Annotated in this window: 21 protein-coding genes and 1 pseudogene; 10 read left to right on the top strand and 12 right to left on the bottom strand. The window is 67.6% G+C overall.

Annotation, left to right across the window (positions count from 1 at the left end):
• Positions 1-37 precede the first annotated feature (37 nt).
• The 6 genes from AC1DR1_RS17590 (at position 38) to AC1DR1_RS17565 (ending at position 6046) form a co-directional block, all read left to right on the top strand.
• The gene (locus tag AC1DR1_RS17590; protein ID WP_476992986.1) at positions 38-1273 is read left to right on the top strand and encodes a type III polyketide synthase; all 1236 of its coding nucleotides are present in this window, start codon (positions 38-40) and stop codon (positions 1271-1273) included.
• 62 nt (positions 1274-1335) lie between these two features.
• Positions 1336-2046 (top strand): class I SAM-dependent methyltransferase, encoded by a 711-nt coding sequence (locus AC1DR1_RS17585; protein ID WP_476966761.1) that lies wholly within the window; start codon positions 1336-1338, stop codon positions 2044-2046.
• Positions 2039-3220: an FAD-dependent oxidoreductase gene (locus tag AC1DR1_RS17580; protein ID WP_476992985.1), complete on the top strand. Its 1182-nt coding sequence runs from the start codon at positions 2039-2041 to the stop codon at positions 3218-3220. The genes AC1DR1_RS17585 and AC1DR1_RS17580 overlap by 8 nt, the downstream gene beginning before the upstream one ends.
• A gap of 528 nt (positions 3221-3748) precedes the next feature.
• A complete protein-coding gene (locus AC1DR1_RS17575) occupies positions 3749-4282 on the top strand; it encodes a hypothetical protein (RefSeq protein WP_476966759.1) in 534 nt (177 codons plus the stop codon).
• Between the two features lie 111 nt (positions 4283-4393).
• Positions 4394-5365, top strand: a complete 972-nt coding sequence (locus AC1DR1_RS17570; RefSeq protein ID WP_476966758.1) for a hypothetical protein — start codon at positions 4394-4396, stop codon at positions 5363-5365.
• Between the two features lie 9 nt (positions 5366-5374).
• Positions 5375-6046 (top strand): peptide deformylase, encoded by a 672-nt coding sequence (locus AC1DR1_RS17565; protein ID WP_476966757.1) that lies wholly within the window; start codon positions 5375-5377, stop codon positions 6044-6046.
• Here AC1DR1_RS17565 and AC1DR1_RS17560 read toward each other — a convergent pair.
• Positions 6043-8109 (bottom strand): S9 family peptidase, encoded by a 2067-nt coding sequence (locus tag AC1DR1_RS17560; protein ID WP_476966756.1) that lies wholly within the window; start codon positions 8107-8109, stop codon positions 6043-6045. The genes AC1DR1_RS17565 and AC1DR1_RS17560 overlap by 4 nt on opposite strands.
• A gap of 179 nt (positions 8110-8288) precedes the next feature.
• Between AC1DR1_RS17560 and AC1DR1_RS17555 the strand changes: the two genes are divergently transcribed.
• The 4 genes from AC1DR1_RS17555 (at position 8289) to AC1DR1_RS17540 (ending at position 11740) form a co-directional block, all read left to right on the top strand.
• Complete coding sequence (locus tag AC1DR1_RS17555) at positions 8289-9266, top strand: putative RNA methyltransferase (RefSeq protein WP_476992984.1); 978 nt, start codon at positions 8289-8291, stop codon at positions 9264-9266.
• Positions 9267-9496: 230 nt separating this feature from the next.
• Positions 9497-9958, top strand: coding sequence for an NfeD family protein (locus tag AC1DR1_RS17550; RefSeq protein WP_090580549.1), 462 nt, complete (start codon positions 9497-9499; stop codon positions 9956-9958).
• Between the two features lie 89 nt (positions 9959-10047).
• Positions 10048-11004 (top strand): SPFH domain-containing protein, encoded by a 957-nt coding sequence (locus AC1DR1_RS17545; RefSeq protein ID WP_229996015.1) that lies wholly within the window; start codon positions 10048-10050, stop codon positions 11002-11004.
• Positions 11005-11392: 388 nt separating this feature from the next.
• On the top strand, positions 11393-11740 hold the full coding sequence (locus tag AC1DR1_RS17540; RefSeq protein ID WP_026266329.1) for an RNA polymerase-binding protein RbpA: 348 nt from the start codon (positions 11393-11395) through the stop codon (positions 11738-11740).
• A 110-nt stretch (positions 11741-11850) separates the two neighbouring features.
• Here the strand turns inward: AC1DR1_RS17540 and AC1DR1_RS17535 are convergent, their stop codons facing one another.
• The 11 genes and pseudogenes from AC1DR1_RS17535 to AC1DR1_RS17485 form a co-directional block, all read right to left on the bottom strand.
• Positions 11851-12597, bottom strand: coding sequence for a polyprenol monophosphomannose synthase (locus AC1DR1_RS17535; protein WP_229996184.1), 747 nt, complete (start codon positions 12595-12597; stop codon positions 11851-11853).
• A gap of 453 nt (positions 12598-13050) precedes the next feature.
• Positions 13051-14706 carry an amidohydrolase gene (locus tag AC1DR1_RS17530; RefSeq protein WP_476992983.1) on the bottom strand — a complete coding sequence of 552 codons (1656 nt, stop codon included), beginning with the start codon at positions 14704-14706 and terminating at the stop codon, positions 13051-13053.
• A gap of 105 nt (positions 14707-14811) precedes the next feature.
• On the bottom strand, positions 14812-17760 hold the full coding sequence (locus AC1DR1_RS17525) for a DEAD/DEAH box helicase (RefSeq protein WP_476992982.1): 2949 nt from the start codon (positions 17758-17760) through the stop codon (positions 14812-14814).
• Between the two features lie 24 nt (positions 17761-17784).
• Positions 17785-18579: a twin-arginine translocase subunit TatC gene (gene tatC / locus AC1DR1_RS17520; RefSeq protein WP_229994991.1), complete on the bottom strand. Its 795-nt coding sequence runs from the start codon at positions 18577-18579 to the stop codon at positions 17785-17787.
• Between the two features lie 48 nt (positions 18580-18627).
• Positions 18628-18897, bottom strand: a complete 270-nt coding sequence (tatA, locus tag AC1DR1_RS17515) for a Sec-independent protein translocase subunit TatA (RefSeq protein ID WP_229994969.1) — start codon at positions 18895-18897, stop codon at positions 18628-18630.
• 35 nt (positions 18898-18932) lie between these two features.
• Positions 18933-19316 (bottom strand): hypothetical protein, encoded by a 384-nt coding sequence (locus AC1DR1_RS17510; protein ID WP_229994970.1) that lies wholly within the window; start codon positions 19314-19316, stop codon positions 18933-18935.
• A gap of 5 nt (positions 19317-19321) precedes the next feature.
• Positions 19322-21361 (bottom strand): helix-turn-helix transcriptional regulator, encoded by a 2040-nt coding sequence (locus AC1DR1_RS17505; protein WP_476992998.1) that lies wholly within the window; start codon positions 21359-21361, stop codon positions 19322-19324.
• A gap of 327 nt (positions 21362-21688) precedes the next feature.
• The gene (locus tag AC1DR1_RS17500) at positions 21689-22084 is read right to left on the bottom strand and encodes an FKBP-type peptidyl-prolyl cis-trans isomerase (protein WP_229994972.1); all 396 of its coding nucleotides are present in this window, start codon (positions 22082-22084) and stop codon (positions 21689-21691) included.
• Between the two features lie 49 nt (positions 22085-22133).
• A complete protein-coding gene (locus AC1DR1_RS17495; RefSeq protein ID WP_229994973.1) occupies positions 22134-23069 on the bottom strand; it encodes an FKBP-type peptidyl-prolyl cis-trans isomerase in 936 nt (311 codons plus the stop codon).
• Positions 23070-23181: 112 nt separating this feature from the next.
• Positions 23182-24546, bottom strand: coding sequence for a Pup--protein ligase (pafA, locus tag AC1DR1_RS17490; protein ID WP_229994974.1), 1365 nt, complete (start codon positions 24544-24546; stop codon positions 23182-23184).
• Position 24547: 1 nt separating this feature from the next.
• A pseudogene (locus tag AC1DR1_RS17485) lies at positions 24548-24921 on the bottom strand (proteasome subunit alpha); the annotation flags it as partial.

Below are 24921 nucleotides of genomic sequence, written 5' to 3'. Positions count from 1 at the left end.
CCATTGTCTTTGGCGGCGGCCTCACTGAGAATGAACCATGACGGTCTACCTGAGGTCCTTAGAAACTGCAGTCCCGCCAACCATCCTGGTCCAGTCCGAGGCCAGGGCGGTGTTCGCCGCCCAGCCGGGCCTCACTCGGCTCGGATCCCGGCTGGTCAACACCTGCTTTGACTCCGCCGCCATCGCCACCCGGCATACGGCAGTCGAGGAACTCACCAAGGACAGCCGGGCGGAAGATCCCCAGTTCTTCGACCCGGCCACCGGCTTGGTGCTCAGCCCCAGCACCAAGACCCGCAACGGCATTTTCGCCACGGAAGCGACCAAGCTCTTCATTGAGGCCGCCCAAAAAGCCCTGGATGCCTGTCCGGGAGTCGATGCGCAGGACATCACCCACCTGATCACCGTCTCCTGCACCGGATTCTTCAATCCGGGCCCGGACTACAAGATTGTCCGGGCCCTCGGCCTGAACCCGGCCGTCCAGCGGTACCACCTCGGTTTCATGGGCTGCTACGCCGCATTCCCGGCGCTGCGGGCCGCGAAGTCATTTTGTGAGGCGGACCCGGATGCGGCGGTGCTGGTGGTCTGCGCCGAACTCTGTTCCCTCCACGTCCGGACCTCCAATGACCCGGACACCATCATGGGATCGGCCTTGTTCGCCGACGGCGCCGCTGCGGCCATCATCACGGCGCGGGACATCCCTGGCGAACYAGCCCTGCTGCGGCTGGACCACTTCGAAACCGTTCTGACACCCGTCGGGGAGGACTCGATGGCCTGGAACATCGGCGACGAAGGCTTCGAGATGGTGCTGGGAAACTATGTCCCGCACATCATCGATGACCACATCATCGGCGCCCTCGAACCTCTCCTGTCCCGCGACAGTTCGCTGCAGGGACTCCCCTACCGGGACATCCAGCACTGGGGCATCCACCCGGGCGGCCGGAGCATCCTGGACAAGGTCCAGTCCAGGCTGGACCTCAGCGACGAACAACTCGTCCCCGCCCGCGAAACCCTGCGGAACTTCGGCAACATGAGCAGCGCCACCGTCCTGTTCGTCATCAAGCACATCCTGGACCTGCCGGCGGCGGACGACGCCGGGACCAGCCCGGCCAGCCCCGGCGGCCCGGGCGTGGAACGGATCTGCTCCATGGCCTTCGGCCCGGGCCTGACGGTCGAAACGGCACTCTTCACCAGGCTGGCTGCCCCGCGACCTGCTGACAACCCGCGGCAGGAGTCCGCGGCGGAACCGGCGGAACCAGTAGCGGTACGGGTCTGAAAGCGGCCACACTGAAACCGTTCAGCGCGAAGCAGATCCCAGAACACCTCCGGGCGGCCCTCTTGCGGGACCGCGCGTCAGACGCCGTCGAGGAAATGGACCTGCCCGGCTGCGATCCCGGCCGGCTGGAGCGCACTTATGCCCAGTTTGCGCTCGTCAACCGCGCAGTGGCCGGTTGGCGCGGCATCTATCGGACCCGGATCCGGCCGCGGCTGTCCGCGGACTCCCCCACGTCCCTGCTGGACGTCGGTTGCGGCGGGGGCGACGTTTCGGTGCTGCTTGCCCAATGGGCCGCCCGGGACGGGCTGCGCCTGGAAGTCACTGCCATTGACCCGGATCCGCGGGCCATCCTGTTCGCCCGTGCCCGCCACGCAACGGCGGACGTGACGTTTCGCCAGGCGAGCTCTGCAGAGCTGCTCGCAGGGGGCCAGCGGTACGAGGTCGTGGTGTCCAACCATGTGCTGCACCACCTCAGTGGGCTGGGAACGTTCCTTAGCGAGTGTGCCATGTTGTCCAATGGCACCGTCATCCACAACGACATCCGCCGCAGCCCCGCCGCCTACGCGCTCTTCTTTGCCGGCTCCTGGGTGCTCTCCGGCTCCTACATCCGGCGGGACGGGTTGACCTCAATCCGTCGAAGTTACACTGCCGCGGAGCTGGCCGCCGCCGCTCCCCCCGGCTGGACAGTGGCCCGCCACGCCCCATTCCGGAACCTGCTGCTGCTGGACACTCCCGACGGCGACTATCCGGGGAGGCCCGCTGCCCGTGGCTGAAGTGCTGATCATCGGTGCTGGTCCGGTGGGACTGTTCATGGCCGCGCTGCTGCTGCAGGAAGGCGTGGATGTGCAGATCCTGGAACAGCGGAGCGCACCGGAACCGCATTCGCGTGCCATCGGCATCCATCCGCCGGCGTTGGCCGCGCTCGCGGGTACCGGAGTTTCCGAGGCCCTGGTTGCCGAAGGCGTCCCGATCCGCCGCGGAGTTGCCCTCGCCGGCGGGAAATGCCTCGCCCAGATGTCCTTTGCCGGTGTCTCGGACCGTTTTCCGTTCGTCCTGTCCCTGCCCCAGGGCCGCACGGAGGCGCTGCTGGAACGGCGGGTCAATGAGCTCAACGACGGCGCCCTGCACCGCGGCGTCCGCCTCACCCGGCTGTCCGACGACGGCGCCCGCGTCACCGTGGAAGCCGTATCCGGGCGCGGCACCTTGAGCTATGCGGCGCCGCTGGTCATTGCCGCCGACGGCGTGCGCTCCACAGTGCGGGCGCTGCAGGGCGTCGCCTTGCGAGCCAAAGAGTACCCGGACAGCTACCTCATGGGTGACTTCGCGGATAACACCGGGTTCGGTCCGGACGCCGCGCTCTTCCTGGCCRGGGCCGGCATCGTGGAGTCGTTCCCCTTGCCCGGTCATCTCCGCCGCTGGGTGGTCCGGCTGGGCGCCGGCGACCCCCCTGCTGCCGGCGGCGCCACCGCGGGGGGCCAGCGCGGCGACAGTCAGGGCGGCGACGCCCTGTGGCTCATGCGCTGCGTACGCGAGCGGACAGGACTCGACATCGACGCCGGAACCAACACCATGCTCAGCAGCTTCGGCGTCCGCACGCGCCTGGCCCGCCGGATGGTGACCGGCCGGGTGGTGATGATCGGGGATGCGGCCCATGAGGTCAGTCCCATCGGCGGGCAGGGCATGAACCTGGGCTGGCTCGACGCTGCGGCGCTGGTACCGATCGCAACGGCCGCCATGCGCCGCCAGCATATAGACGGCGCCTTGAAGAACTTCGAACGCACCCGGCTGCGGGCGGCGGCGAGGGCCGCACGCCAGGCCGAAATCAATATGGCCCTGGGCCGGCCCCTCACGGACGGCCTCTTGGCGTTGCGGAACCGGGCCATCGGAGGCGTCGCCGCAGTTCCGGCGGTGAATGCACTGATCGCCCGCCGCTTCACGATGCAGTGAGGTTCCCGGTTGCTGCCCCGCGGCCTCCCGCCCGTCGCTGCCCCTCAAAGACACCCGCCGACACCTTTTGAAATTCACCCGCACATGCGGGAGAATTTGGTGGGCTGCTCACGTTCGACGCGCCAGGGCATCCTGAGTTGCCGAGCCCAAACCGTGCATCGGAACCGCAGTCGGTCCGTTGTGGCCCCGAACTCGGTCCAGGGTGCCGTAACTCGGAGTTTTTTGCAGAGTTCTTTTGATAGTCCAGCCTGACAACGGCGCGACATCGCTCAGCGCCAGTTCGAGCCCCTGGGGCCGCCCAGCAGGGTGGGTCGGGGGTAAAGGGTGTGTTGCGAACGCACTCCCGCCGCACAGGAAGGTTCCGGAATTCCACGACCAAATCGGCAACTCAATCCCTTCATCCGCAAATACCTCAAGACCGGCCGCCCCGCCCATGCAGATGCCAGAGGTCTCGGCGAAATCAAGCCGGTCGAGCCCGCCGCCCGGCAGGAGGGCGCGCCCCTCCTCGGCGATGATCAGGTCTACGTGATGAAGTACGGGAGCGAGTACCATACGGCGTGGTGCCACGATGTGGCCGACAAATGGCGCAACGCACCCAGAGGGCTCCTCGTGACGTTGTTGGCCGACATCGGAGCGCGGACCCGCTGCGAGGAATGCGACCGACCCCCGAGCGCAGCCGGAGCGTCATCTGCGCAGGAGTACCAAAAACAACCCCGGCCCGCCCCGGCGACCCCGCCGCCGGACGGGGTGATCCCGTTGAAGGTCGTCGGGGTGGCCCATGGAATCCTGTTCCTGGCGGCGGGGCCGGAGCATCAGGAACTCCTTAAGGGGACCGCTGTCGAGCCGGCGACCCCGCTGTTCGTGGGCGGACGGCGGGCCGGCATCGTGATGCGGGTGGACGCCGCCCGTGACGAACCACGCCTGGTTGTCCAGTTGGACCCCCGCGCCACGTTCCAGAACGGGCCGTACCAGCTGCGCCTCCGCCGTCCCCTTCAGCGGTCGGCGACCAAACCCTATGCCGTGGAGTCCGTTGAACTGGCGCCGCGGGGTAGCACTCCGTAAGGGCGCCCGGGCAGGTGCTGACGGTTCGGCGACGATGGCCGACTCCCTCTCGGCCGTGACCGTGGATGGTGCCGCAAAGCCAGTCGGCTGACCGCAGAATAGACTGTGCGCATGGACGGCCCCGTGGTGACGCGCCGGCGGCACATCGTATTCCGGGCAGCGGAAGCCGCGATCGCCGCGGCCGTGCTGGGCGCTGCTGCGGCCTGCAGCCCGGAAGGCGGTCCGGCCGGTACGAGCTCCGCGGCCACGGATGCTGTGACCGCGGAAATCAGCCAGTTCCGTGACAACTACAGCAAACACATCATCGAAATCCAGCTCACGAACACCACCGGCCGCGCCCTGACGGTCCTTGCCGCGGAACTGACCAGCCCGCTGTTCGCGGCGCCGATCACCTGGCCAGCGCGCACGGGCGGGATTGAGCTTCCGCCCGGACAGGCGAAAAGCCTGCCGGCACCGCTGCCCGCACCAGAATGCGGCTCCCCGTCCCCGTCCTCAACAGGGCCGGCAACCGCCTCCGGCGCCGACTCCGGCAACGCGGTTGTCGCACTCCGGCTGGCGGTGCCGCAAGGCTCTGTGCCACAGGGAACTGCGCCGCCCCAAGCCGTCGCCCGGGCAGCAGACCCGTTCGGCGTCCTGGCGCGGAACAATTCGGAGATGTGCCTGGCCCGGGCAGCCTCGGCCGTGGCCGCGATCGCGCTGGTTCCTGACCTCGAGGTCGCCGCGGACGGGCGGACCGCCGTCGTACGTCTGCTGGTGCAACCGCGCGCTGCCAGCGGTGGAGGGGCTGGCGCGGGTGAGCTGGTGATTGACCGGGTCGAGGAGACCCCCTTGCTGGCGGAAGCCCCGCAAGCCCCCTGGCCCCGTTCGGTGACGCTCAGCGCAGGCGGGCCACCGGCGGAAGTGCGCCTGGGCATCCGGCCCTCCCGCTGCGATCCCCACGCCGTGGCCGAAGACAAGGTGGGCACGCTCCTGCCGCTTCGGGTCAGGGTGGCGGGCCGGGAGGGTGTTGTGAAGATCGACGCCGGCAGCCAACTTCGTGGCCGGATTTATGACTTTGTTACAAAGGCGTGCGGCCGCCAGTAGTCTGGGGGCATGTCCTTTGACGCCAGGCCCACCGACTTCAGCGCCGCCCGGATCAGCGAGGCCGTCCAGGAGATCCTGAGTGCGGGTATCCTTCCGCCGATTGTCCAGGCAGGGCACCCGGTGCTCCGGCACGTGGCGGCACCCTTCGACGGCCAGTTGAGTGACGCCGAACTCGGCCACCTCATCGACCTCATGCGCAGCGTGATGCACAAGGCCCCGGGCGTCGGCCTGGCGGCACCGCAGCTGGGCATTCCGCTGCAGCTCGCCGTCCTGGAGGACCAGTTCACCGTCGATCCCGACGTCGCAGCCATCCGCGGGCGGGAACCGCTGCCGTTCTTTGCCATGCTGAACCCGAGCTATCGGGCCCTTGGCGACAAGTCCGTGGCGTTCTACGAAGGTTGCCTCTCCATCGGAGGCCTGCAGGCGGCGGTGTTGCGGCCGGAATCGGTCCAGCTCGATTTCGCGGCGCCGGACGGCACGCAACTGGAGCGGACTTTCACCGGCTGGCAAGCCCGGATTGTCCAGCATGAGACCGACCATCTGCACGGAGTGCTGTTCCTTGACCGGGCCGAGCTGCGCTCCATCAGCAACAACGCCGAATACTCGGCCCGCTGGGCCCAGCCAGACATCAGCCGTGCCCGGCAGGAACTCGGGTTCCTGCCGGACCCGGCGGAGGACTAAGGCAGAGGTGCCGGGTTCCCGGCAGATGGCAGGTAGCGGGCCCACCACTTCAGGATTTCATCGAACCTCTGCTTGCGGTGGTGCGGAGTCCCGGAGCGGGACAGCTCATGGTTCTCACCCGGGAAAACCAGGAATCCGGTCTCGACGCCCTGCTGCTTGAGGGCGGTGAAGTACCGCTGGCCCTGCTCCACGGGGCACCGGAGGTCCTCCTCACTGTGGATCACCAGCGACGGCGTCCGTACGTTCTCCACCCGGGCCATGGGACTCTGGGCCGCCATTTGCTCCGCCGAAGGGCCGGTGTATTCGCCGCCGAAGAACCAGCCGATGTCAGAAGAACCCGTAAAGCTCACCGGATCCAGGAAACCGCGCTCGACGATGGCCGCCCTGAAGCGGTGGTCGTGGCTGATGGTCCACGCCGTCAGGTAGCCGCCGTAGGAACCGCCCATGATGCCGACATTGGCGGCGTCCAGGTCCTCAAACTTCTCCACGGCCCCGTCCAGGAAGGCGAGGACGTCCTGCATGTCCACGGTTCCCATCCGCTCCTTGATGGAGCGTCCGTGCTCCTGGCCATAGCCAGCCGAGCCCCGCGGATTGCACATGAGTACGGCGTAACCGGCCCCGGCATAAACCTGGGCTTCGTCGAACAAGGCCACGCCGAACTGGGCAAAAGGACCGCCGTGGATGTTCAGCAGCACCGGGTGCGGGCCGGGGCCCGCCGGCTTCACGAGCCAGCCATGGACCGGGTACCCGTCGGTCGAGGGCAAAGTCAGTTCCTGCGGCTCGCTGATGCCCGCCACGCTGCGCAGAGGCGCGGAGAAATCCGTCAGGCGGTGCACGTGCCCGCTGTCGAGCACAGCGAGGTCCCCGGCCGTGGTTGCATCGCTGAAACTCACCACGAGCCGCCCCCCGCCGTCCGCGGCCCCGGTCACCACCCGGTTCCCCTCCAGCAGGACGGCGTGGCCTCCCGTCGCGACGAATTCGTGCAGCTCTACGGTTCCCCGCGCATTGTTCAGCACCAGGGCGCCCGCGGCCCCGCGCAGCTCGATCCGGCTGCCGCCGGACACGTCCAGGGTCTCGGCGTCGCTGAGCGCTGTGGCGTCTCCGCCGGCGGCCGGCATGGCATACAGGGCGGTGTTCCTGGCCACGAAGTCCCGGCCGGATGCGCCCAGGTCCTGGGCGAGGAAGAACAGCCACTTCCCGTCCGCGGACTGGCGCACGGCGCTGACGGTCTGCCGTCCGGTATTGGCCGGTGAGAGGGCTTGCGGCTGCCCTCCGGCGGCGGGAATCGCGTAGATTCCGCTGACGAGGTCGGTGTCCCGGCCCTCATGCAGGGCCGCGGTGAAGTAGATGGTGCCGCCGTCGGCGCTGAAGCTGGCGTCGTTGTGGTCCGCCGCCCCGGTGGTGAGCTGTCTGGCGGCCGGCAGCAGGCTGGCACCGGTTTCCGCGGGATCGGCCGCGGCGCCGAGGGCCTTGAGGGCGCGCCCGGCCGGGGCCACCTTCGGTTCGGCGTCAAGCTGCGGCACCTCGACAAGGAACAGCTGCAGGGGCTTGTCGGCCGTGTAGCCAAGACCGTTCATGCGGTACTGGTAATCGGTGATCAGCCGGGCGTCCTCGCTGCCGGCACCCACCCCGTCGATGTTGCCGTACCGGCCCTCATCAGGGGTCCTGGCACCGAAGACAATGCTGCGGGAATCGGGTGACCAGGCAAAGGAGCTGACCCCCAGCGGCGCTGCCGCTAACAGCTGGGGTTCGCCGCCGGCTGCTTCCACCACGTGGAGCTGCGGTTTTCCGCCGGCAGCCGCACGCAGGAACGCAAGGGCCTGGCCGTCCGGTGAAAAGTCCGGCGCGGTGTCCCGGAAGCCGCGGGTCAGGCGGCGCGGCCGTTGGCCGGGGTTGAGGTTTGGGATGTTCAGGTCCGGATCCAACGGGACGGTCCACAATTGGCCCACATAGGCATCGGCATCGAAGTCCGGCCGGATCACGGACACCACGGCGCGGGAGCCGTCAGGGTGCACGGCGGGGGCGGAGACGGAATTGAGCAGCGGTAGATGTTCAGATTTCACGCTTGCGAGCCTAACCCGCGGCGGGCGCGCTGTGAACTACCTCACGTCCTGCCGGTGCGCCGCGGACGCCACGGCCGTCCCATTCCCCGGCCGGCCGCCGTCGGCGGGAARGCTCCAGCGTGACCTGCCCCGGCCCCCTGCCGCGAGGCGGGCCGGGGTTCCGCGCTTAGGATGAAGCTATGCCTCCCGCCCCCGATTTCCCCCTCTTGTGCCCGGTRTGCCGGGACGCTCTCCGCTTCGGTGGCGGCGGTGCCCGCACCCTGGTGTGCGGCGCCGGCCACAGCTTTGATGCCGCCAGGCAGGGATACTTCAACTTCCTGGTCGGCAGGGGGACTGTTTTTGAAGCCGACAGCGCAGAGATGGTGGCGGCCCGCTTCGATTTCCTCTCGGCAGGGCACTACCGGCGGCTGGCCGATGCCATTGCCGATCTTGCCGCGCCGGCGCTCATGGAGGCCCCGGCCGGGCAGCCGGCGGTGCTGGACGCCGGAACGGGAACCGGGCACTACCTCAGGGCCGTGCTGGATCGTCTCGCCCGGGATCGCGCGGCACGGGATCTTGCATTAACGCCCGATCCCGCGGCGGACGGTGCTTCGGCGGACGGTGCTTCGGCGGACGGTGCTTCGGCGGACGGTGCTTCGGCCGATGGTGTCCTGGCCGCGGCCATCGGCCTGGACATTTCCAAGTTTGCATTGCGCCGGGCCGCCAGGATGAACCCGGAAGCCTTGAACGTGGTCGGGGACGTCTGGCAGCCGTTACCGCTCGCGGACAGCGCCGTCGACGTCGTCACCGTGGTCTTTGCGCCGCGCAACGCGCCTGAGTTCGCCCGGGTGCTCCGCCCCGGCGGCCGCCTGATCGTGGTCACACCACGGCCTGGACACCTGGAGGAGATTGCCGGCCTGACCGGGATGCTGGGGATCGAACCGGCCAAGGACGAACGGCTCACTGCTTCCCTGGGCAAGGATTTCGCGGCCGTCAGCGCCAGGGATCTGGACCTGGCGTTGACCCTGGCTCCGCGCGACGTCGCCAACCTTGCCTACATGGGTCCGGCAGGCCACCACCTGGACCGTGCCGCACTCGCGGCCCTCGAGGCCGGGCTTCCGGCGTGGACCGCTGTCTCGGCCCGCTTCCGGATCAGCGTTTTTGCACCCATCCGCTGACCGCTCCCGCCGCGACGCCGCGACGCGGCCTGCCTTCAAGCCGCCCTGAACCACTCCCGGGGGAATCGGGATGGGGAAATCGGGCAGGGAATCGACCCGCGAAATAACGACTTGGCCACTTTGTCCATGAATTCCCAACTCCCTGTCCCAGCTATTGCCCCGCCGCTTAGGATGGAAAGACAGTTACTGGGGAACTGTGCCTGCAGCTCCCGGAACTAAAGGGGGAATTGATGTCTGAATGGTTGATCGAGAATTGGTGGGCCCTGTGGCTCACGCTCTTTCTCCTGTTTGCCGTGGTCGAGATGATCACTCTGGACCTGTTCTTCATCATGCTAGGCGGCGGCGCCCTCGCCGGGCTCGTGGCGGACTTCGCCGGTGCGGATCCGTGGCTTCAGATCATCGCCTTCTGCGTTGTGTCCCTCCTCATGATTGGCTTCGTTCGGCCGGTGGCCCTCAAGCATCTGCACAGAGGCCCGGCGGATCAGCGCACCAACATCGAACGACTTATCGGCGAATCCGCCGTCGTCATGGAGGCCGTGAATGAAAGCGGCGGGCTCGTCAAGATTGGCGGGGACGTCTGGAGTGCACGGTCCGAATCGGGAGTGCTGGTGCCCGGACAGCAGGCTGTGGTCAGCGCCATCGACGGTGCCACCGCGATCGTGGCCCCGCAGCCGGAATCGGCAATCCAATAAGGGAGAGCAGTTCTGCGGGCAGTGGTGTCCGGAGGGCCTCGGAACTGCCGCAGCGAGACAAAACCAAACAACTGGGGAATAGGTGAAGTATGGATATCGCAGTCGCAATTGTGCTGCTGGTACTAATTGTGTTCGTAATTATTGTGCTGGTCCGGTCGGTTCGGATCATTCCACAGGCCCGGGCCGGCGTCGTTGAACGGCTGGGCAAATACCAACGCACCCTGAATCCCGGGCTTACCCTGCTGATCCCGTTTGTGGATCGCTTGCTGCCGTTGCTCGACCTGCGTGAGCAGGTGGTTTCCTTCCCGCCGCAGCCCGTCATCACCGAGGACAACCTGGTCGTTTCGATCGACACTGTGGTCTACTTCCAGGTCACTGACGCACGGGCCGCCACTTACGAGATCGCCAACTACATCCAGGCCGTGGAGCAGCTCACCACCACCACCCTGCGCAACGTGGTTGGCGGCCTCAACCTTGAGGAAGCGCTGACGTCGCGCGACCAGATCAACGGCCAGCTCCGTGGCGTCCTGGACGAGGCGACCGGACGCTGGGGCATCCGGGTCTCCCGTGTGGAGCTCAAGGCGATCGATCCGCCCCACTCGATCCAGGATTCGATGGAAAAGCAGATGCGGGCCGAACGTGACCGCCGCGCGGCCATTCTGACGGCAGAGGGCACCAAACAGTCCGCAATCCTCACCGCCGAGGGCCAGCGCCAGTCGTCCATCCTGAAGGCCGAAGGCGACGCCAAGGCCGCGATCCTGCGCGCTGACGGCGAGGCGCAGGCCATTCAGAAGGTCTTTGACGCGATCCACAAGGGCAACCCGGACCAGAAGCTGCTCGCCTACCAGTACCTCCAGACCCTCCCGAAGATAGCCGAGGGGAGCTCGAACAAGCTGTGGATCATTCCCAGCGAGGTAGGCGAGGCACTCAAGGGGATCGGGAACGTGCTGGGGGCAAACGCCGTGCAAGAGCAGGCGTCCCCGACGCCGGACGTTGTTCCGCCGTCAGCGCCGGCCGGTGCAGACGGCCAAGGGAGCCGGCCCTGAGCCCAAGTCCGCATTGGATCACTCGGACGCCGCCTGCGTAACTGCGCAGCCTGCGCGGTCCCGGCTGCGGGGGCCGGCCAATTCAACGACGGGCCGGTCGGGTGCAGCCTACGCAGTTCACCCCGCGGGGCTACTCGCTTTACCTCGCCCGCACCACTCCCGTATACTTGAATATTTGTCCGGTCGGTTCAGCCGTCCGGAACAAAAACGCTCCGCACAGCGTTGATTCCAATGACGTTCCAAGCAGTTTTTGTCCACTGGCAACTGTCATCTGGCCGGGCCAAACGGGCCAGGTACGGTACAGCGCGGTGCAACCAGAAGTCCGGGCGCCTGACGGTCCCCGGACAACGCAGGGCTGGACCCTGCGAACCGAATAGAGGGAGAAAAGATGAGCGATCGCAGCCTGCGGGGTATGCGCCTTGGCGCACAGAGCATGGAGACCGAATCCGGCGTCGAACCGGCTCCGCGCCAGCGGGTTGAATACCGTTGCGAGGACGGCGAGCAGGTGTTCGTGACGTTCTCCTCGGAAGCCGAAATCCCCCCGGTCTGGGTTTCGAAGACGGGCAAGGAGGCCTTGCTGGTCGACGGCGAACGCCCCGTCAACAGYAACGAAAAGGCAGTTCGCACGCACTGGGACATGTTGCTGGAGCGCCGCTCGCTGCCCGAGCTGGAGCAGATCCTCGAAGACCGCCTCACGATCCTGCGCGAACGCCGGGGCGAACGCCGCTCGGCCTAGACCCCCAGCGCACCGGCTACGGCAAGGGCCGGGCCCGCATCACTCTGTTGATGCGGGCCCGGCCCTTTTTGGTCCGGATTGCCATCCGGGAACGGGAGCCGTCCGTGCTGCTAGGCGTTCTGCCGGCTGTCCTGCTTGCCCCGGAGCTTGTTCCAGCGGGCAGTGAGTCCCCACTTGGTGACGTTGATCATGGCTTCGACGACGATATTGCCGCTCATCTTCGAAGCGCCGAGCTCACGCTCAACGAAGGTGATGGGCCGTTCCACGATGGTCAGGCCGAGCTTGGCCACGCGCCAGGCCAGATCCACCTGGAAGCCGTAGCCGACCGAGTCCACTGCATCCAGGTTCAGCTTCTCGAGCGTCGTCCGGCGGAAGGCGCGGAAGCCGCCGGTGACGTCCTTGATCTTCACGCCCAGCATGATCCGGGCGTAGGTGCTGCCGACTCGGCTGATGGCCTGGCGGTAGAGCGGCCAGTTGACCACACTGCCCCCGGGAACCCAGCGTGAGCCCATGGCGAGGTCCGCGCCCTGCTCCACAGCTTCGATCAGCTGGGGCAGCTGCTCGGGCTGGTGCGAACCGTCGGCGTCCATCTCCACGAGGATGTCGTAGCCGGCCTCCAGGCCCCACTTGAAGCCCGCGATGTACGCGGCTCCCAGCCCCGCCTTTCCGGCGCGGTGCAGGACGTGGACCTGGCCGTCGTCGGCCGCCAGACGGTCCGCCAGCTGCCCCGTGCCGTCGGGGCTGTTGTCGTCGACAACCAGCACGTCGGAAGCGGGCACGGCTGTGCGCAGGCGACCGAGGGTCTTGGGCAACGATTCCAGCTCGTTATAGGTCGGGATGATGGTGAGGACACGCACAGCGAGGCCTTTCCTTGAAGGGAGCGGTCGGTGCGCCGAACGTCATTCGTTCCGGATATTCAGGCGCAACTTCCCATTATAGGGAGTTGCGCGCCCGTCATGGGCCCGCGTGACCCCCCGGGCAGGTCCACCCGCTTCGGGCCAGTTCCGGCAGGCCTCGAATTGCGGCGCCGGAACCGTTTTCTGCTGCGAAGTAGACCCGCCCCGTGGGGTGCCCGGGGTCATGACCAGTAAAGCTCCCGCGGGTGCGGCAACCTGGGATGGACCGGGACTGACGGAGCCTGCGCCGTACGCAACCCTCCGTTGCCCCTCAATGCTACGGGGGCGGACCGATCTGTCAACCGAGCCGTGACCTGCCGTTATGTCCATCGCCCCAGTTCAGGGCAGGGTTACGGCCGTGAATGTTTCGGCTCCGCCGGCCGGATGACGGGCCGTGGATTGGGCGCCCAGGGCTCAGGCGCCGACGGCGCCGCTGGCATAGAGTTCCCGGCCGTCCCGTACCGTCAGCAGGCAGGCAGGATCGCTGCCGGTGTCCAGCGCCGGCAGGAGCGGTGTGCGGGCGCGCGGGTCGGTGCTCCAGGACTGCACCCGGCCGTCGGCAACCTGGACCATGAGTTCCTCGACCTCCCATACCGCGAAACTGGCCGGCGCCCCCGGCACCAGCTGCCCGGCCATGGGGTTGGGGTAGCGGGCGGCCCGCCAGCCGGCCCGTGTGTGGCCCAGGAACGCGGCGCGGGCGGAGATCTGTTCCGCAGGGTTGGTGTGCTGCAGGCACGCACGCACGCTGGACCACGGCCGCAGCGGCGTCACCGGGCTGTCGCTGCCGAAGCAGATCGGCACACCGGCCGCGTAGAGGCTTCCAAAGGCGTTCATTCCCAGCTGGCGGGAACCGAGCCGCTGCTGGTACAGGCCGTTCCCGCCACCCCACAGGGCGTCGAAGACCGGCTGCGCGCTGACGGTGACCGAATAGCGTGCCAGCCGGCTGATGGCCGCGGGATCCGCGAGCTCGACGTGCTCGAATCGGTGCCCCGCGGCGCGGACGCGCTGCTCCCCCACCTCGGCCGCGGCAAGGTCGAGGGCCTCCAAGGCAGCGTCCAGGCCCGCGTCGCCGATCACGTGGAAACCTGCCTGGATTCCCAGCAGCGAGCACGCCGCAAGGTGGGCGGCGGCCTCGGCCACGGAGAGGTACAGGTTGCCGCGCTCTCCTGGTGCGTCGGCGTAGTCCGCACGGAGGGAGGCGGTCCGTGAGCCGATCGAGCCGTCGATGTTGAGGTCGCCAGCCAGACCCAGAACGGATACGCCCAGGCCGTCAAGGATGGACTGGGCATGTTCCTGCGATGTGGCCAGTTCGCCCCAGTACGGCAGAATCTCGGGGACGGCGTCCGGGCCGTCATTCCAGGCCGTCGCCAGCTGCAGGTCCTCGATGCTCCCGATGTGGGGTGCAGCCATCTCCGCGAGGGCCACATAACCGTTGGCGGCGGCCTCGGCGAGGGCACGCCGCTGGTACGTGCGCAGGGTGTCTGCCGGCAGCTGGCGGGCTGCCAGGCGGGCGGCGGTGTGCGCCCCGCGTTTGACCTGGCTGCCGGCGGCGCCGTCGAGCCCGTCCAGGCCGGCCGACGCCGCCAGGGAGCTTGAAACCAGGGCCGAGTGGACATCCACGCGGGACAGGTAGACCTGGCGGCCGCCGGCCGCGCGTTCGATTTCGTCCCGGGTGGGCAGGGTGGGATCGGACCAAGTGCTCTCGTCCCAGCCGTGGCCCAGGACGGGGCCATCCGCGCTGGAAGCGGAGAGGGAGAAGGCGGCCACGGCGTCGAGCAGTTCAGTGGCCGAGCGCACGCCGGCCAGCTGCAGCCCAGCCAGGGCGATTCCGGTTTCCGTCACGTGGACGTGGGAGTCGACGAAGCCGGGGGCCAGCAGCGCGCCCTGCAGATCGATCACCTCCATGGAGGAGTCCGCGATGGACGTGGCGGCCTGCTCGGAACCGACCCAGGCGACAGTGTCGCCGTCGACCAGCACCGCGGTCGCAAAGGGATCGGCCGCAGTGTAGACGGAGCCGTTGCGGTACAGCGTGACTTTGCGGGGGGCGGGGGCGGCCGGCGAATCGGTCATGGGGCGGGAACTCCTTGTAACTGGTGGCCGGTCCAGCGCCGGCGGGTTCGAAAGTCGTGGGAGGCCCGGCAGGGGGCCAGGTAGCGGGCCGGCACGGCCCGCTCCCTACGCCACGGACGAATAGGCGACGACGCCGCGTTTGATGAGTTTGATGGCCTGCGCGCACAGCCGCGCAACCCGGGGGTCGAGGTTCGGGATGTCGGCCAGCTGGTCCAGGAGGTCAATCACCTGTTTGACCCAGCGGACAAAGTCGCCTGCAGCCAGGTCGGTGCCGCTCAGCACGTCCTGGAGGTGCCGGCCCTTGGCCCATTTGAAGATCGGCCAGACGAGGCCGAGTTCGGGCTCGCCGGTGAGAGGGAGCTTGTTGGCCTCCTCCACGTCCTCCAGCGCGGACCATTCCCGGACCACGGTGTCTACCGCGGATTCCAGGGACACGCTCGGCATCTTGGGCCGCAGGCCGCGGTCCTCGCGCTTGGCCTGGTAGACGAGCACACTGGCCAGGGCGGCGATCTCGGCGGCGTCGAGGTCGTTGAACGCGCCCATCCGCAGTGACTGCGAAATCAGCAGGTCCTTTTCGCCGTAGATCCGCCGCAGGCGTTGCCCGTCCGGGCTGATGGACAGCACACCGGTGTCCGAGGTCTCCAGGTAGCCGTAGCCCGTCAGGACGCCGCATACGCGGTCAAAGGTCTTCGCGATGGTGTTGGTCCGGCCCTGGATCTGGCGGATGAGCCCGTCCGTTTCCTGGCGGAGCTTCCACCAGCGTTCGGACCAGCGGGCATGGTCCTCGCGTTCGCTGCAGCCGTGGCACGGGTGGGCGCGGAGCTCCCGGCGCAACTCGGCGATCCGCTTCTCCTGGCTGGGCGCTGCGGAGGCCCGGCCGAAGTCGTCGTCGCGGCGCGGGGGCGCAGGCGGCCGGTGCTCGCGGATGGCGTTGCGCACCGAGGACGCCAAATCGCGGCGGGATTTGGGGACCTTGGCGTTGAAGGATTTGGGAATCCTGATCCGCGTGATCGGTGACAACGGACCTTCGACGTCGTGCAGGCCGATCCGGCGGAGCTGGTTGTCCAGAGTCATGACGGCGGGACGGGGCTCCCGGGATTCGTGGTCGGAGCTGAGCACCACCGCCAGTCCGGGCGACTTGCCGCCGGGGACATCCACCACGTCGCCCGGAAGCAGCCGGCTCAGGGAGTCCTCGGTGAGGGACTTTTTAGCCCGGGAGCTGCCCCTGGAGGCGGTGGTCTCGGCATCGCCCAGGGCCCGCCGCAACCGCGCGTATTCGGTGAAATCCCCAAGATGGCAGGTCATGGCCTTGCTGAACCCGGCGATGGACTCTTCCCGGCTCCGGACCTGCCGGGCCAGCCCAACGACGGAACGGTCCGCCTGAAACTGGGCAAAGGACGATTCGAGGATCTCCCGGGCGCGGGGCCGGCCGAACTGCGCCAGGAGGTTAATGGACATGTTGTACGTGGGCCGGAAACTGGAGTTCAGCGGGTAGGTCCGCCGTGAGGCGAGGCCGGCGACAGCCGCGGGATCCGTGCCGGGTTGCCACAKGACGACGGCGTGGCCCTCGACGTCGATGCCGCGGCGTCCGGCGCGGCCGGTCAGCTGGGTGTACTCCCCCGCAGTGATGTTGACATGCGCCTCGCCGTTGAACTTGTCCAGCTTTTCCAGCACCACGCAGCGGGCCGGCATATTGACGCCGAGGGCAAGCGTTTCGGTGGCGAAGACGGCCTTGACCAGCCCGTCGACGAACAGCTTCTCCACAACCTCCTTGAACGTCGGCAGCATGCCGGCGTGGTGCGCGGCGAGTCCGCGCAGCAGGCCGTCCCGCCAGCTCCAGAAGCCAAGCACATCGAGGTCGTCCGAGGGGATGTCCTGGGCGGCCTCGTCGACGCGCTGGGCGATGATCTGTTGTTCGCGCTCGGTGGTCAGCCAGAGTCCCGCCGCGACGCACTGGGCCACGGCGGCATCGCAGCCGGCCCGCGAGAAAATGAACGTGATGGCCGGCAGGAGGTCCTGCCGGTCCAGGCTGGCGATAACCTGCGGCCGGCTGGCCTTCCGCACCGGGCTGCGCTGGGCGCTCTGCGGTTCGTCCCGCTGGCGCTGGTTCCGCCGCTGGTTGCGGCCGCCATGGCCGAAGCGGCCACGGAAATTCATCTGGCTCTCGGCCCGTGCCATGGACAGCAGTTCCGGGTTGACCTCGAAACCGGCCCGCCCGGGCAGCTCTGCGGTGATGGCCGCGGAGCCAACGGCCGCAGGGACACTGCCTGCAGCGGCCCGGCCGGCAACTGCCTGACCGTCAGCTGCCTCGCTTCCCCCTGCCTCACCGGCTGGGGCGATCTCGTCAAAGGTTGTGTCGCCGGCAAACAGGTCCACGATCTTCCGGCCCACCATGACGTGCTGCCACAGGGGCACAGGGCGGTGTTCGGAGACGATCACGTCGGTCTGCCCGCGGACGGTGTCGAGCCATGCGCCGAACTCCTCGGCGTTGGAGACCGTGGCGCTCAGCGATGCCACCTGGACCTCGCTGGGCAGGTGGATGATCACTTCCTCCCACACCGCCCCGCGGAAGCGGTCAGCGAGGTAGTGGACTTCGTCCATGACCACGAAGCCGAGGTCATCGAGGGTGTCGGAGTCCGCGTAGAGCATATTGCGAAGCACTTCGGTGGTCATCACCACCACGGGGGCGTCCCCGTTGATGCTGGTATCGCCGGTGAGCAGGCCCACCTGGGCGGCGCCGTACTTGGCGGCCAGCTCGGCGTACTTCTGGTTGCTCAGGGCCTTGATGGGCGTGGTGTAGAACGCTTTGAGACCGCGCTGGAGGGCCAGATAGATGGCGAACTCCCCCACGATGGTTTTCCCGGCGCCGGTGGGGGCGGCCACCAGCACGCCCCGGCCCGCCTGCAGGGACAGGCATGCTTCGCGCTGGAAGTCATCGAGTTCGAATTCGAGCGAGCGGATGAAGCCGCCCAGATAGGTTTTGGCTTCGGCGGCCCGCTCGACGCTGGCGCGGTAACGTTCGGACGGCGATTCCGGCCCGGGGTGTGACGACATGCTTCCAGCCTAGTGCGCGAAGGGCTAGAGGTTCTCCAGCTCGGAGCTGGGGGTGGCCTGGTCGGCCGTGGCTTCGGTCTCGGCCGCATGCTTGACGGCGCGTCGCTCGCGCCGGCGGTCGTTGAGCAGGCAGAGCCCGATCGCGGCGAAGAACAGCGCCAGCATGGGTCCGGCCAGGTAGAACATGCTCATGGCGTCGGCGCCGGGGGCGGCCATCGCGGCGAACAGGCAGACCAGGAACACCGTGATCCGCCAGCTCTTGACCAGCTGCTGGCCCTTGATGAGGCCGGCCAGGTTCAGCCCGAACAGGACCACCGGCAGGAGGAAGGCGATGCCGAAGGCGAGCAGCAGCCGCAGCACAAAGGACAGGTACACCTGGGCGCTGATGAAGTTGGAGCCGCCCGACGGCGTGAAATCGGTCAGGACGCGCACGGCGTTGGGCAGCACAAGCCAGGCCAGCAGGACGCCGCCGACGAACAGCGGCACGGCCGCGGCCACGAAGGACAGGGCCAAGCGGCGTTCCTTCTTGTGCAGCCCGGGCACAATGAAGGCCCACAGCTGGTAGAGCCAGACGGGGCTGGCGATGATCAGGCCCAGGAACACGGACACCTGGATCATGAGGTCGAACGAGCTCGCGACGCCGTCAAAGTTCAGGGTGGCCTGACGGCCCTCGTGCTCGTTCAGGTCGCGGATCGGCTTGATCAGCGCCGTCAGCATTGGCTGGTAGACAAGGAAACCCACTACCGTCCCAAGGACGACGGCGATTGCCGCCTTAAAGAGCCGGTTGCGCAGCTCTTTCAGGTGGTCGAGGAGCGCCATCCTCCCCTCGGGGTTCGATCGACGGCTCATGGTCAATGCCATACGGACTTAGGCGCGGGTCGACGGCGGAACGTCGGTTCCGTCGCCCGTGCGGCTTTCCGGTGCGCCGGCCTGCGGGTGGTTGATAACCCTGCCTTCGACCGGCTCTGAGCCATCCTTGGCGTCGGAGGCGCCGTCCTTCTTCATTTCCCGGACTTCCGACTTGAAAATGCGCATCGACTGGCCCAGGCTGCGGGCCATGCCCGGCAGCTTCGGCGCAGCGAAAAGCACCAATGCCAGAACGATGATGATGATGAGATGCCAGCCTTCAAGCCTCATGGGGGGAGGTCCTTTCGTTTGAATACATCCTATGACTAACGCGTTTCGATGTCGCTCAGCGCCTGTGGTTGCCCGCGGTCCTTCTTGCGCTGGATGCGGCGCAGCCGGCGGGCGTTCTGCCGGGCGGACTTGGATGCGTGGTAATCATGTCGCATCCGGGCAGGCGAGGCAAAAACGGCGTCGCCGGGAACCGGCCGGGGGCCTGCGTCCGTGCCGTCCGGGGCACCGGCGTCGGCCGTTGCGGACCCGGTCTCGGGGGCCGAAGGTGAGGGCAGGCGGGAAAAACGTTCGGCGGCTTCACCCAATTCCTCAAGCGTGGTCATGGCTTGCCGGTACAGCCGCACGCCGAGCACGCCGAAGAAGAGCAGCGACAGCGCGACGAGCGCTATCCAAATCAGGATCCAGGACCACCAAGGCATGCTTATCAGTCTATCGGGCGATCCGACGAGGCTTCGTATTGCGCCAGGGCAGCGGCGAGCCATTCCCTGGACGCGTTCGCGAGGGCGTCTGGCTGCAGGATCCGCACCATTCCGCCGTGCTGGGCTACGAACATTGGCAGCCAGCCCGTACTGCCGAACCGGATTTCGGCGAGCATGCCGCCGCCGGGCAGCGCCGCGGTCCTCTCGGCGTAGTAGTCGTCTGCGAGACCAGTGCCACGGGGCGCAAGTTCCACCACCACCACCGTGTCGTCGTCGTTCGGGGTGAACAGTTTCACCGGAAAGCTGTCCGCCGGTTTCGCCGTCGCGGCCGCCGGCCGGCCGTTGGGCTCAAGGGCTTCGATCCTGTCCAGCCGGAAGTTGCGCAGGCCCTGGGCAGAGTGGCAGTACGCCTCGAGGTACCACGTGTTGTCCAGTGAATAGAGCCGCAAGGGGTCCACGTCGCGGTCGGACACGGCGTCGCGCTGCGGCGAGAAGTACCTCAAGTGCAGCTGCGCCCCGGACCTGATGGCCGTACGGGCGGTTTCGAGGGTGGCAGAGTTGCCGGGGGCCACCTCGGGGCCGGACAGCGCAGCCGCCTTCACCCCCTCCTCCCCCGCAGCGGCCATGAGTTTGAGCGTCACCGATTCCAGTGCGCCGCCTTCGGCGATCTCGGGCAGGCCGTTGAGGGTTTCCAGGCCGGTCAAGAGGGCGCAGGCCTCGTCCACGGTGAAACGTACGGGGCGGGTCAGGTCCAGGTCCTGGGTGATGAAAACGTGATCATCGTCCCACTGGATGTCCAGCAGATCGTCGGGGTAGCCTTCCGGCAGGCCTGAGCAGATCAGGATCCGCAGGTCGTCCTCGAGCGCCTTGCGGGTGATCCCAAACCTGGCCGCGACCTCGCTGATATGCAGTCCCTGGTTGTGGACAAGGAAGGGGACGAGCTGCAGCATCCGCTTGAGCTGGTCCTCCGAGGTGCGCTTGCGGGTGCGCCCGGCGCGGCCGGCTTCAGGGAAGGCCACGTCCGGAACGGGCCTGGCGGCGAAGGCGGCGGCTCCGGTGAGGCGGCGGCGGACGGCGCCGGCGAATTCGGGAGGTGAAATCACGGTGACCCGGGGACCATAGGAGGCCAGCTCCTCGCCCAGCGTCTCGGCATCGCGGAAGGGCACCGTGAGCCGGTCCCTCCCGGCCGCGGGCAGCCGGGCCCCGGACTCCAGATCCAGGGCCCCGGGTTCCGGAGCTGGCTCCGAAACCGGCTGGGCGCGTTTGCGGAGCCCCAGGAGCCGTCCCTGCTCGACATCGACGACGGCGCTCTGTACCGGCAGCTCGGCCAGGGCAGCCAGTTCGGCGCGGACATTGAATGCGGCGGGAGGCGTGAAGCCCTTTTTCTCCAGCACGGTCACGGCGGACGTCAGGCGGGACAACCGGAAGAACCGTTTGTCCCCCCGGCCGCGGTCCTGGCCCACGAGGTACCACTGGCCAAAGCGGCTGCCCAGGCCCCAGGGCTCCACCAAGCGTTCCTGCTCCTGGCCCGTGCTGCCGGCGAGGTAGCTGAACCTGACCGGGTGCTGGGCATGCATCGCGGCGACCAGGTCTTCAAAGGCCTGGCCGGCGGGCCGGATGCGCGGCTGGACGCCGGTGGGAAGTTCGGCGTCGACGAGGCCGCCGGCGGCCTGCAGCTTGCGGACCGCGTCCACGGCGGCCGAGCCGAGGGCGGCATGCTCCCAGAGCTGCGCTGCGAGGATCAGGACAGTGCATTCCTCGGGGCTGAGGCTGACGTCGGGCAGCCGGTTCGATTCCTTGCCGATCCGGTAGCGGGTGGTTGCCGGGTCGTCGGAGCCCCACCCCGTGTCCGTCACGGTTTCGACGTCAAAGCCAAACTGGCGCAACTCGCCTTTGTCGCGTTCGAACATGCGGCCGAAGGCGACGTCACTGCTCGTGGTGTCGTGGTACACCTTTTCGCGCAGCTCACCGCGGCGCAGGCCGTACTTGGTGTTGAGCAGGGCAATGAGCAGGTTCAGGAGACGTTCTGTACGTGAGGCGGACACCACGCAAGGGTACTAAAGCCGGTCCCCGAAAATAACGAAAGCGCGGCAACAGCCGGAAGAACTTTTCCGATTGTTACCGCGCTTTGCGCATGTCAGCAGCATATTCCCTGCTGGTACCACCGGCCGATGGGCCCACGCCCGCAGGGTTCCCTGTCCAGGGAACCGGTGCGGACTTGCGAGGATAGGGGGCGGGTGGGTGGGCCCACGCCCGCAGGGTTCCCTGTCCAGGGAACCGGTGCGGACTTGCGAGGATAGGGGGCGGGTGGGTGGGCCCACGCCCGCAGGGTTCCCTGTCCGAGCTTGCGAGGATTAGGGGGCCGGTGGGGATTAGCGGACGGCGACGAGGTCCACGACGAAGATCAGGGCCTCGTTGGGGCCGATCGCCCCGCCGGCGCCACGGGAGCCGTAGGCAAGCTCGGACGGGATCTCGAGGCGGCGGCGGCCGCCGACCTTCATGCCCAGCAGGCCCTGGTCCCAGCCCTGGATGACCTGGCCGACRCCGACCCGGAAGTCCAGCGGCGCGCCGCGGCCCCAGGAGGCGTCAAATTCTTCACCGGTGGACCAGGCGACGCCCACGTAGTGGGTGGAAACGGTGTCGCCGGGCTTGGCCTCGGCGCCGTCCCCTTCGATCAGGTCGGTGATGACCAGTTCGGTGGGGACGTCCCCTTGGGGGAAGTCAATTTCCGGCTTCTCGCGGTCGAGGTTGCGCTGTCCAAATGACATGGTTACTCCTTTGACGTGACGTGTATTGACGTGTGGTGGATGCGGTGGATTATTTGACGCCGAGGATGTCGACGACGAAGACGAGGTCGCCCTTCGCGTCGCCTTGGCCCTGATCACCGTAGGCTAGGTCCTTCGGGACCACCAAAAGGACGCGGGAGCCGACCGTCTTGCCGGTCAGGCCCTGGGTCCAGCCCTTGATGACACCGGTCAGCGGGAAGGTGGCCTTTTTGCCACTTTCAAAGCTGGAGTCGAAGACCTTGCCGGTGGCGAGGGCCACGCCGACGTAGTTGACGGTGATCGTGTCGGTCTCCTTGAGGGCCTGGCCCTTGCCGGTGATGAGGTCCTGGGAGACCAGCTCGGTCGGAGCCTTGACGCCGGTGACCGAGATCTCCGGGATGCCCTTGTCGTTTTCCTTGACGGTCGGCAGGCCGGCCGGCGGGGTGACGGCGTCGCCCTCAGGCTTGTCMAGGACCGGCGGAGCATCCTTGGCGGAGAGGACCTTGACGATCAGGAGCTGCGTCGGCTTGGCCTCGGTCCCCTCGGCGGCGGCCTGGCCGGGAACGGCCAGGGCGATGTGGGAGCCAACCTTGGCGCCCACGAACGCGTTGTAGATCACGGGGCTGCTGGTCTTGAGCTCGTCGTTCAGCTCCAGCGGCTCGGGATCGTTCGGGAACGTGTCTTCGAGGGTGGCACCGTCGGTGCCGTTGAAGGCAACGATCGAAATGTCCGCGATCTGGTTGGCCTTGACCCGGTCGCCGCCGCCCTCGGTGACCACCTTGACAGTGGGTTCCTTGACGTCGAGCGGCTTGGTGAACTCGACACCGGGGGCCTTCTTGTCACCGTTCTCGGTCAGTTTGACCGAGTCCAGCTTGGCGGTCTCACCCGCGGACTGGCTGGTGGGTTCCGGAGCCGGAGGCGCTTCGCTGCCGCCGCAGGCGGTCAGCAGCAGCAGTCCGGGAAGAAGAATTGCTAGTAGTCGGCGCACTTGGAAACTTTCGTCGAGGCAAGGTGGACTCAGTGCCGTTCGGTTTCCCGCGGCAAAGAAAGCAGCGGCCGCAAGACGGCCCTACCCCCAGAATAACGTGCCAAGCTGGGTATCAGCCCATCGAGTCCAGCAGCGCATCCACCCGGTCGTCCACGCTGCGGAACGGATCCTTGCACAGGATGGTCTGGTGGGCGCGGTCGTTCAGCTTCAGATGGACCCAGTCCACCGTGTAGTCGCGTCCGAGCTCCTGGGCGCGCCGGACGAAGTCGCCGCGGAGTTTGGCACGCGTGGTCTGCGGCGGGGCATCCACAGCATCCTTGACCGCGGTGTCGTCCACCACCCGGCGCACGGCCCCGCGGGCCTGGAGCAGGTAGAAGAGGCCGCGGCCGCGGGAAATGTCATGGTAGGTCAGGTCCAGCTGCGCAATCCGGGGCGCGTCAAGCCCCAGCCCGTGCCGTTCCCGGTAGTTGTCCATGAGCTTCTTCTTGATGGCCCAGTCCACTTCAGTATCGATCGTGCTCGTGTCGCCGCTTTCGATGGCGTCCAAGGTGCGCTCCCAGAGGTCCAGGATCATCGGCACGTGTGCGTTGTGCGCACCGTGCTCGGCCACGAACGCGGTTACCTTGCCCAGGTACTCGCGCTGGATTTCCAGCGCCGTGAGCTGCCGGCCGTTGGCGAGCCGCACCAGTGCCCGGCCGCTCAGGTCGTGGGAAATTTCCCGGATGCTGCGGATGGGGTTCTCCATCCTCATGTCGCGCATGATCACCCCGGCCTCGATCATCCGCAGGATCAGGTCCACCGTGCCGATCTTGAGCAGCGCCGTCGTTTCGGACATGTTGGAGTCGCCCACGATCACGTGCAGGCGCCGGTAGAACTCGGCGTCCGCGTGCGGCTCGTCCCGGGTGTTGATGATGGGCCTGGAGCGGGTGGTGGCGGAGGAGACGCCCTCCCAGATGTGGTCGGCCCGCTGGGAGAAGGCGAAGGTGGCCCCGTGCGGGGTCTTGAGGATCTTGCCGGCCCCGGCGATCAACTGGCGCGTCACGAGGAACGGGATGAGGATCTCCGCGAGCCGGGAAAATTCCCCGCGGCGCGGGATCAGGTAGTTTTCGTGGCTGCCGTAGGAGTTCCCGGCCGAGTCCGTGTTGTTCTTGAACAGGTACACGGTCCCGTTGAATCCTTCCGCTGCCAGCCGTTCCTGGGCTTCGTCCACGAGGTCGCACAGAATCAGCTCCCCGGCGCGGTCATGGGCGATCAGCTGGGCGAGGTCGTCGCACTCGGCCGTGGCGTACTCCGGATGGGAGCCGACGTCCAGGTAGAGGCGTGAGCCGTTGGTCAGGAAGACGTTGGAAGACCGTCCCCAGCTGACCACCTTGCGGAAGAGGTAGCGGGCCACTTCCTCCGGCGCCAGCGGCCGGGACTCCGGGCTTGAATAGGAAATTCCGAATTCGGTTTCGATGCCGAATATGCGCTTGTCCATCTCACTTCTCCTCAGCCAGCAATGCCACGATGTCCGGGTCCTCGAGCCGGCGGAACGCCCGGCGGGTGCCGCGGCCGCTTTCCGACCCCCGGTCCAGTACCGCAACTTCCAGTGCGGATACCGGCAGGGTGGTGGTTTCCTTGTCTGCCACGAGTCCTGCGAGGGCCAGCCGGATGGCTCCCGCGAAGTCGAGTTCGCCCTGCCAGCCCGCCGCGACAGCTTCGGAAACCTTGTCCGCCTGCCCGCCCATCACGATGAAGCCGTGCTCATCGGCAATGGACCCGTCAAAGGTCAGACGGTACAGATGGTCCGCCTCCTGGGTTTGAGCGACTTCGGCCACGGCCAGTTCCACCTCGAAAGGTTTCTGTTCTGCCG

Source organism: Arthrobacter sp. P4_F10 (genome assembly GCF_056401435.1).
This window is presented reverse-complemented; position numbering and strand designations above follow the sequence as displayed.

Bases quoted from the DNA above. Each gene is read 5' to 3' on its own strand.
- AC1DR1_RS17570 (WP_476966758.1), top strand. From the start codon at position 4,394: ATGGACGGCCCCGTGGTGACGCGCCGGCGGCACATCGTATTCCGGGCA.
- AC1DR1_RS17565 (WP_476966757.1), top strand. From the start codon at position 5,375: ATGTCCTTTGACGCCAGGCCCACCGACTTCAGCGCCGCCCGGATCAGC.
- AC1DR1_RS17530 (WP_476992983.1), bottom strand. From the start codon at position 14,706: ATGACCGATTCGCCGGCCGCCCCCGCCCCCCGCAAAGTCACGCTGTAC.
- AC1DR1_RS17545 (WP_229996015.1), top strand. From the start codon at position 10,048: ATGGATATCGCAGTCGCAATTGTGCTGCTGGTACTAATTGTGTTCGTA.
- tatC (WP_229994991.1), bottom strand. From the start codon at position 18,579: ATGGCGCTCCTCGACCACCTGAAAGAGCTGCGCAACCGGCTCTTTAAG.
- AC1DR1_RS17575 (WP_476966759.1), top strand. From the start codon at position 3,749: ATGAAGTACGGGAGCGAGTACCATACGGCGTGGTGCCACGATGTGGCC.
- AC1DR1_RS17550 (WP_090580549.1), top strand. From the start codon at position 9,497: ATGTCTGAATGGTTGATCGAGAATTGGTGGGCCCTGTGGCTCACGCTC.
- AC1DR1_RS17510 (WP_229994970.1), bottom strand. From the start codon at position 19,316: ATGCCTTGGTGGTCCTGGATCCTGATTTGGATAGCGCTCGTCGCGCTG.
- pafA (WP_229994974.1), bottom strand. From the start codon at position 24,546: ATGGACAAGCGCATATTCGGCATCGAAACCGAATTCGGAATTTCCTAT.
- tatA (WP_229994969.1), bottom strand. From the start codon at position 18,897: ATGAGGCTTGAAGGCTGGCATCTCATCATCATCATCGTTCTGGCATTG.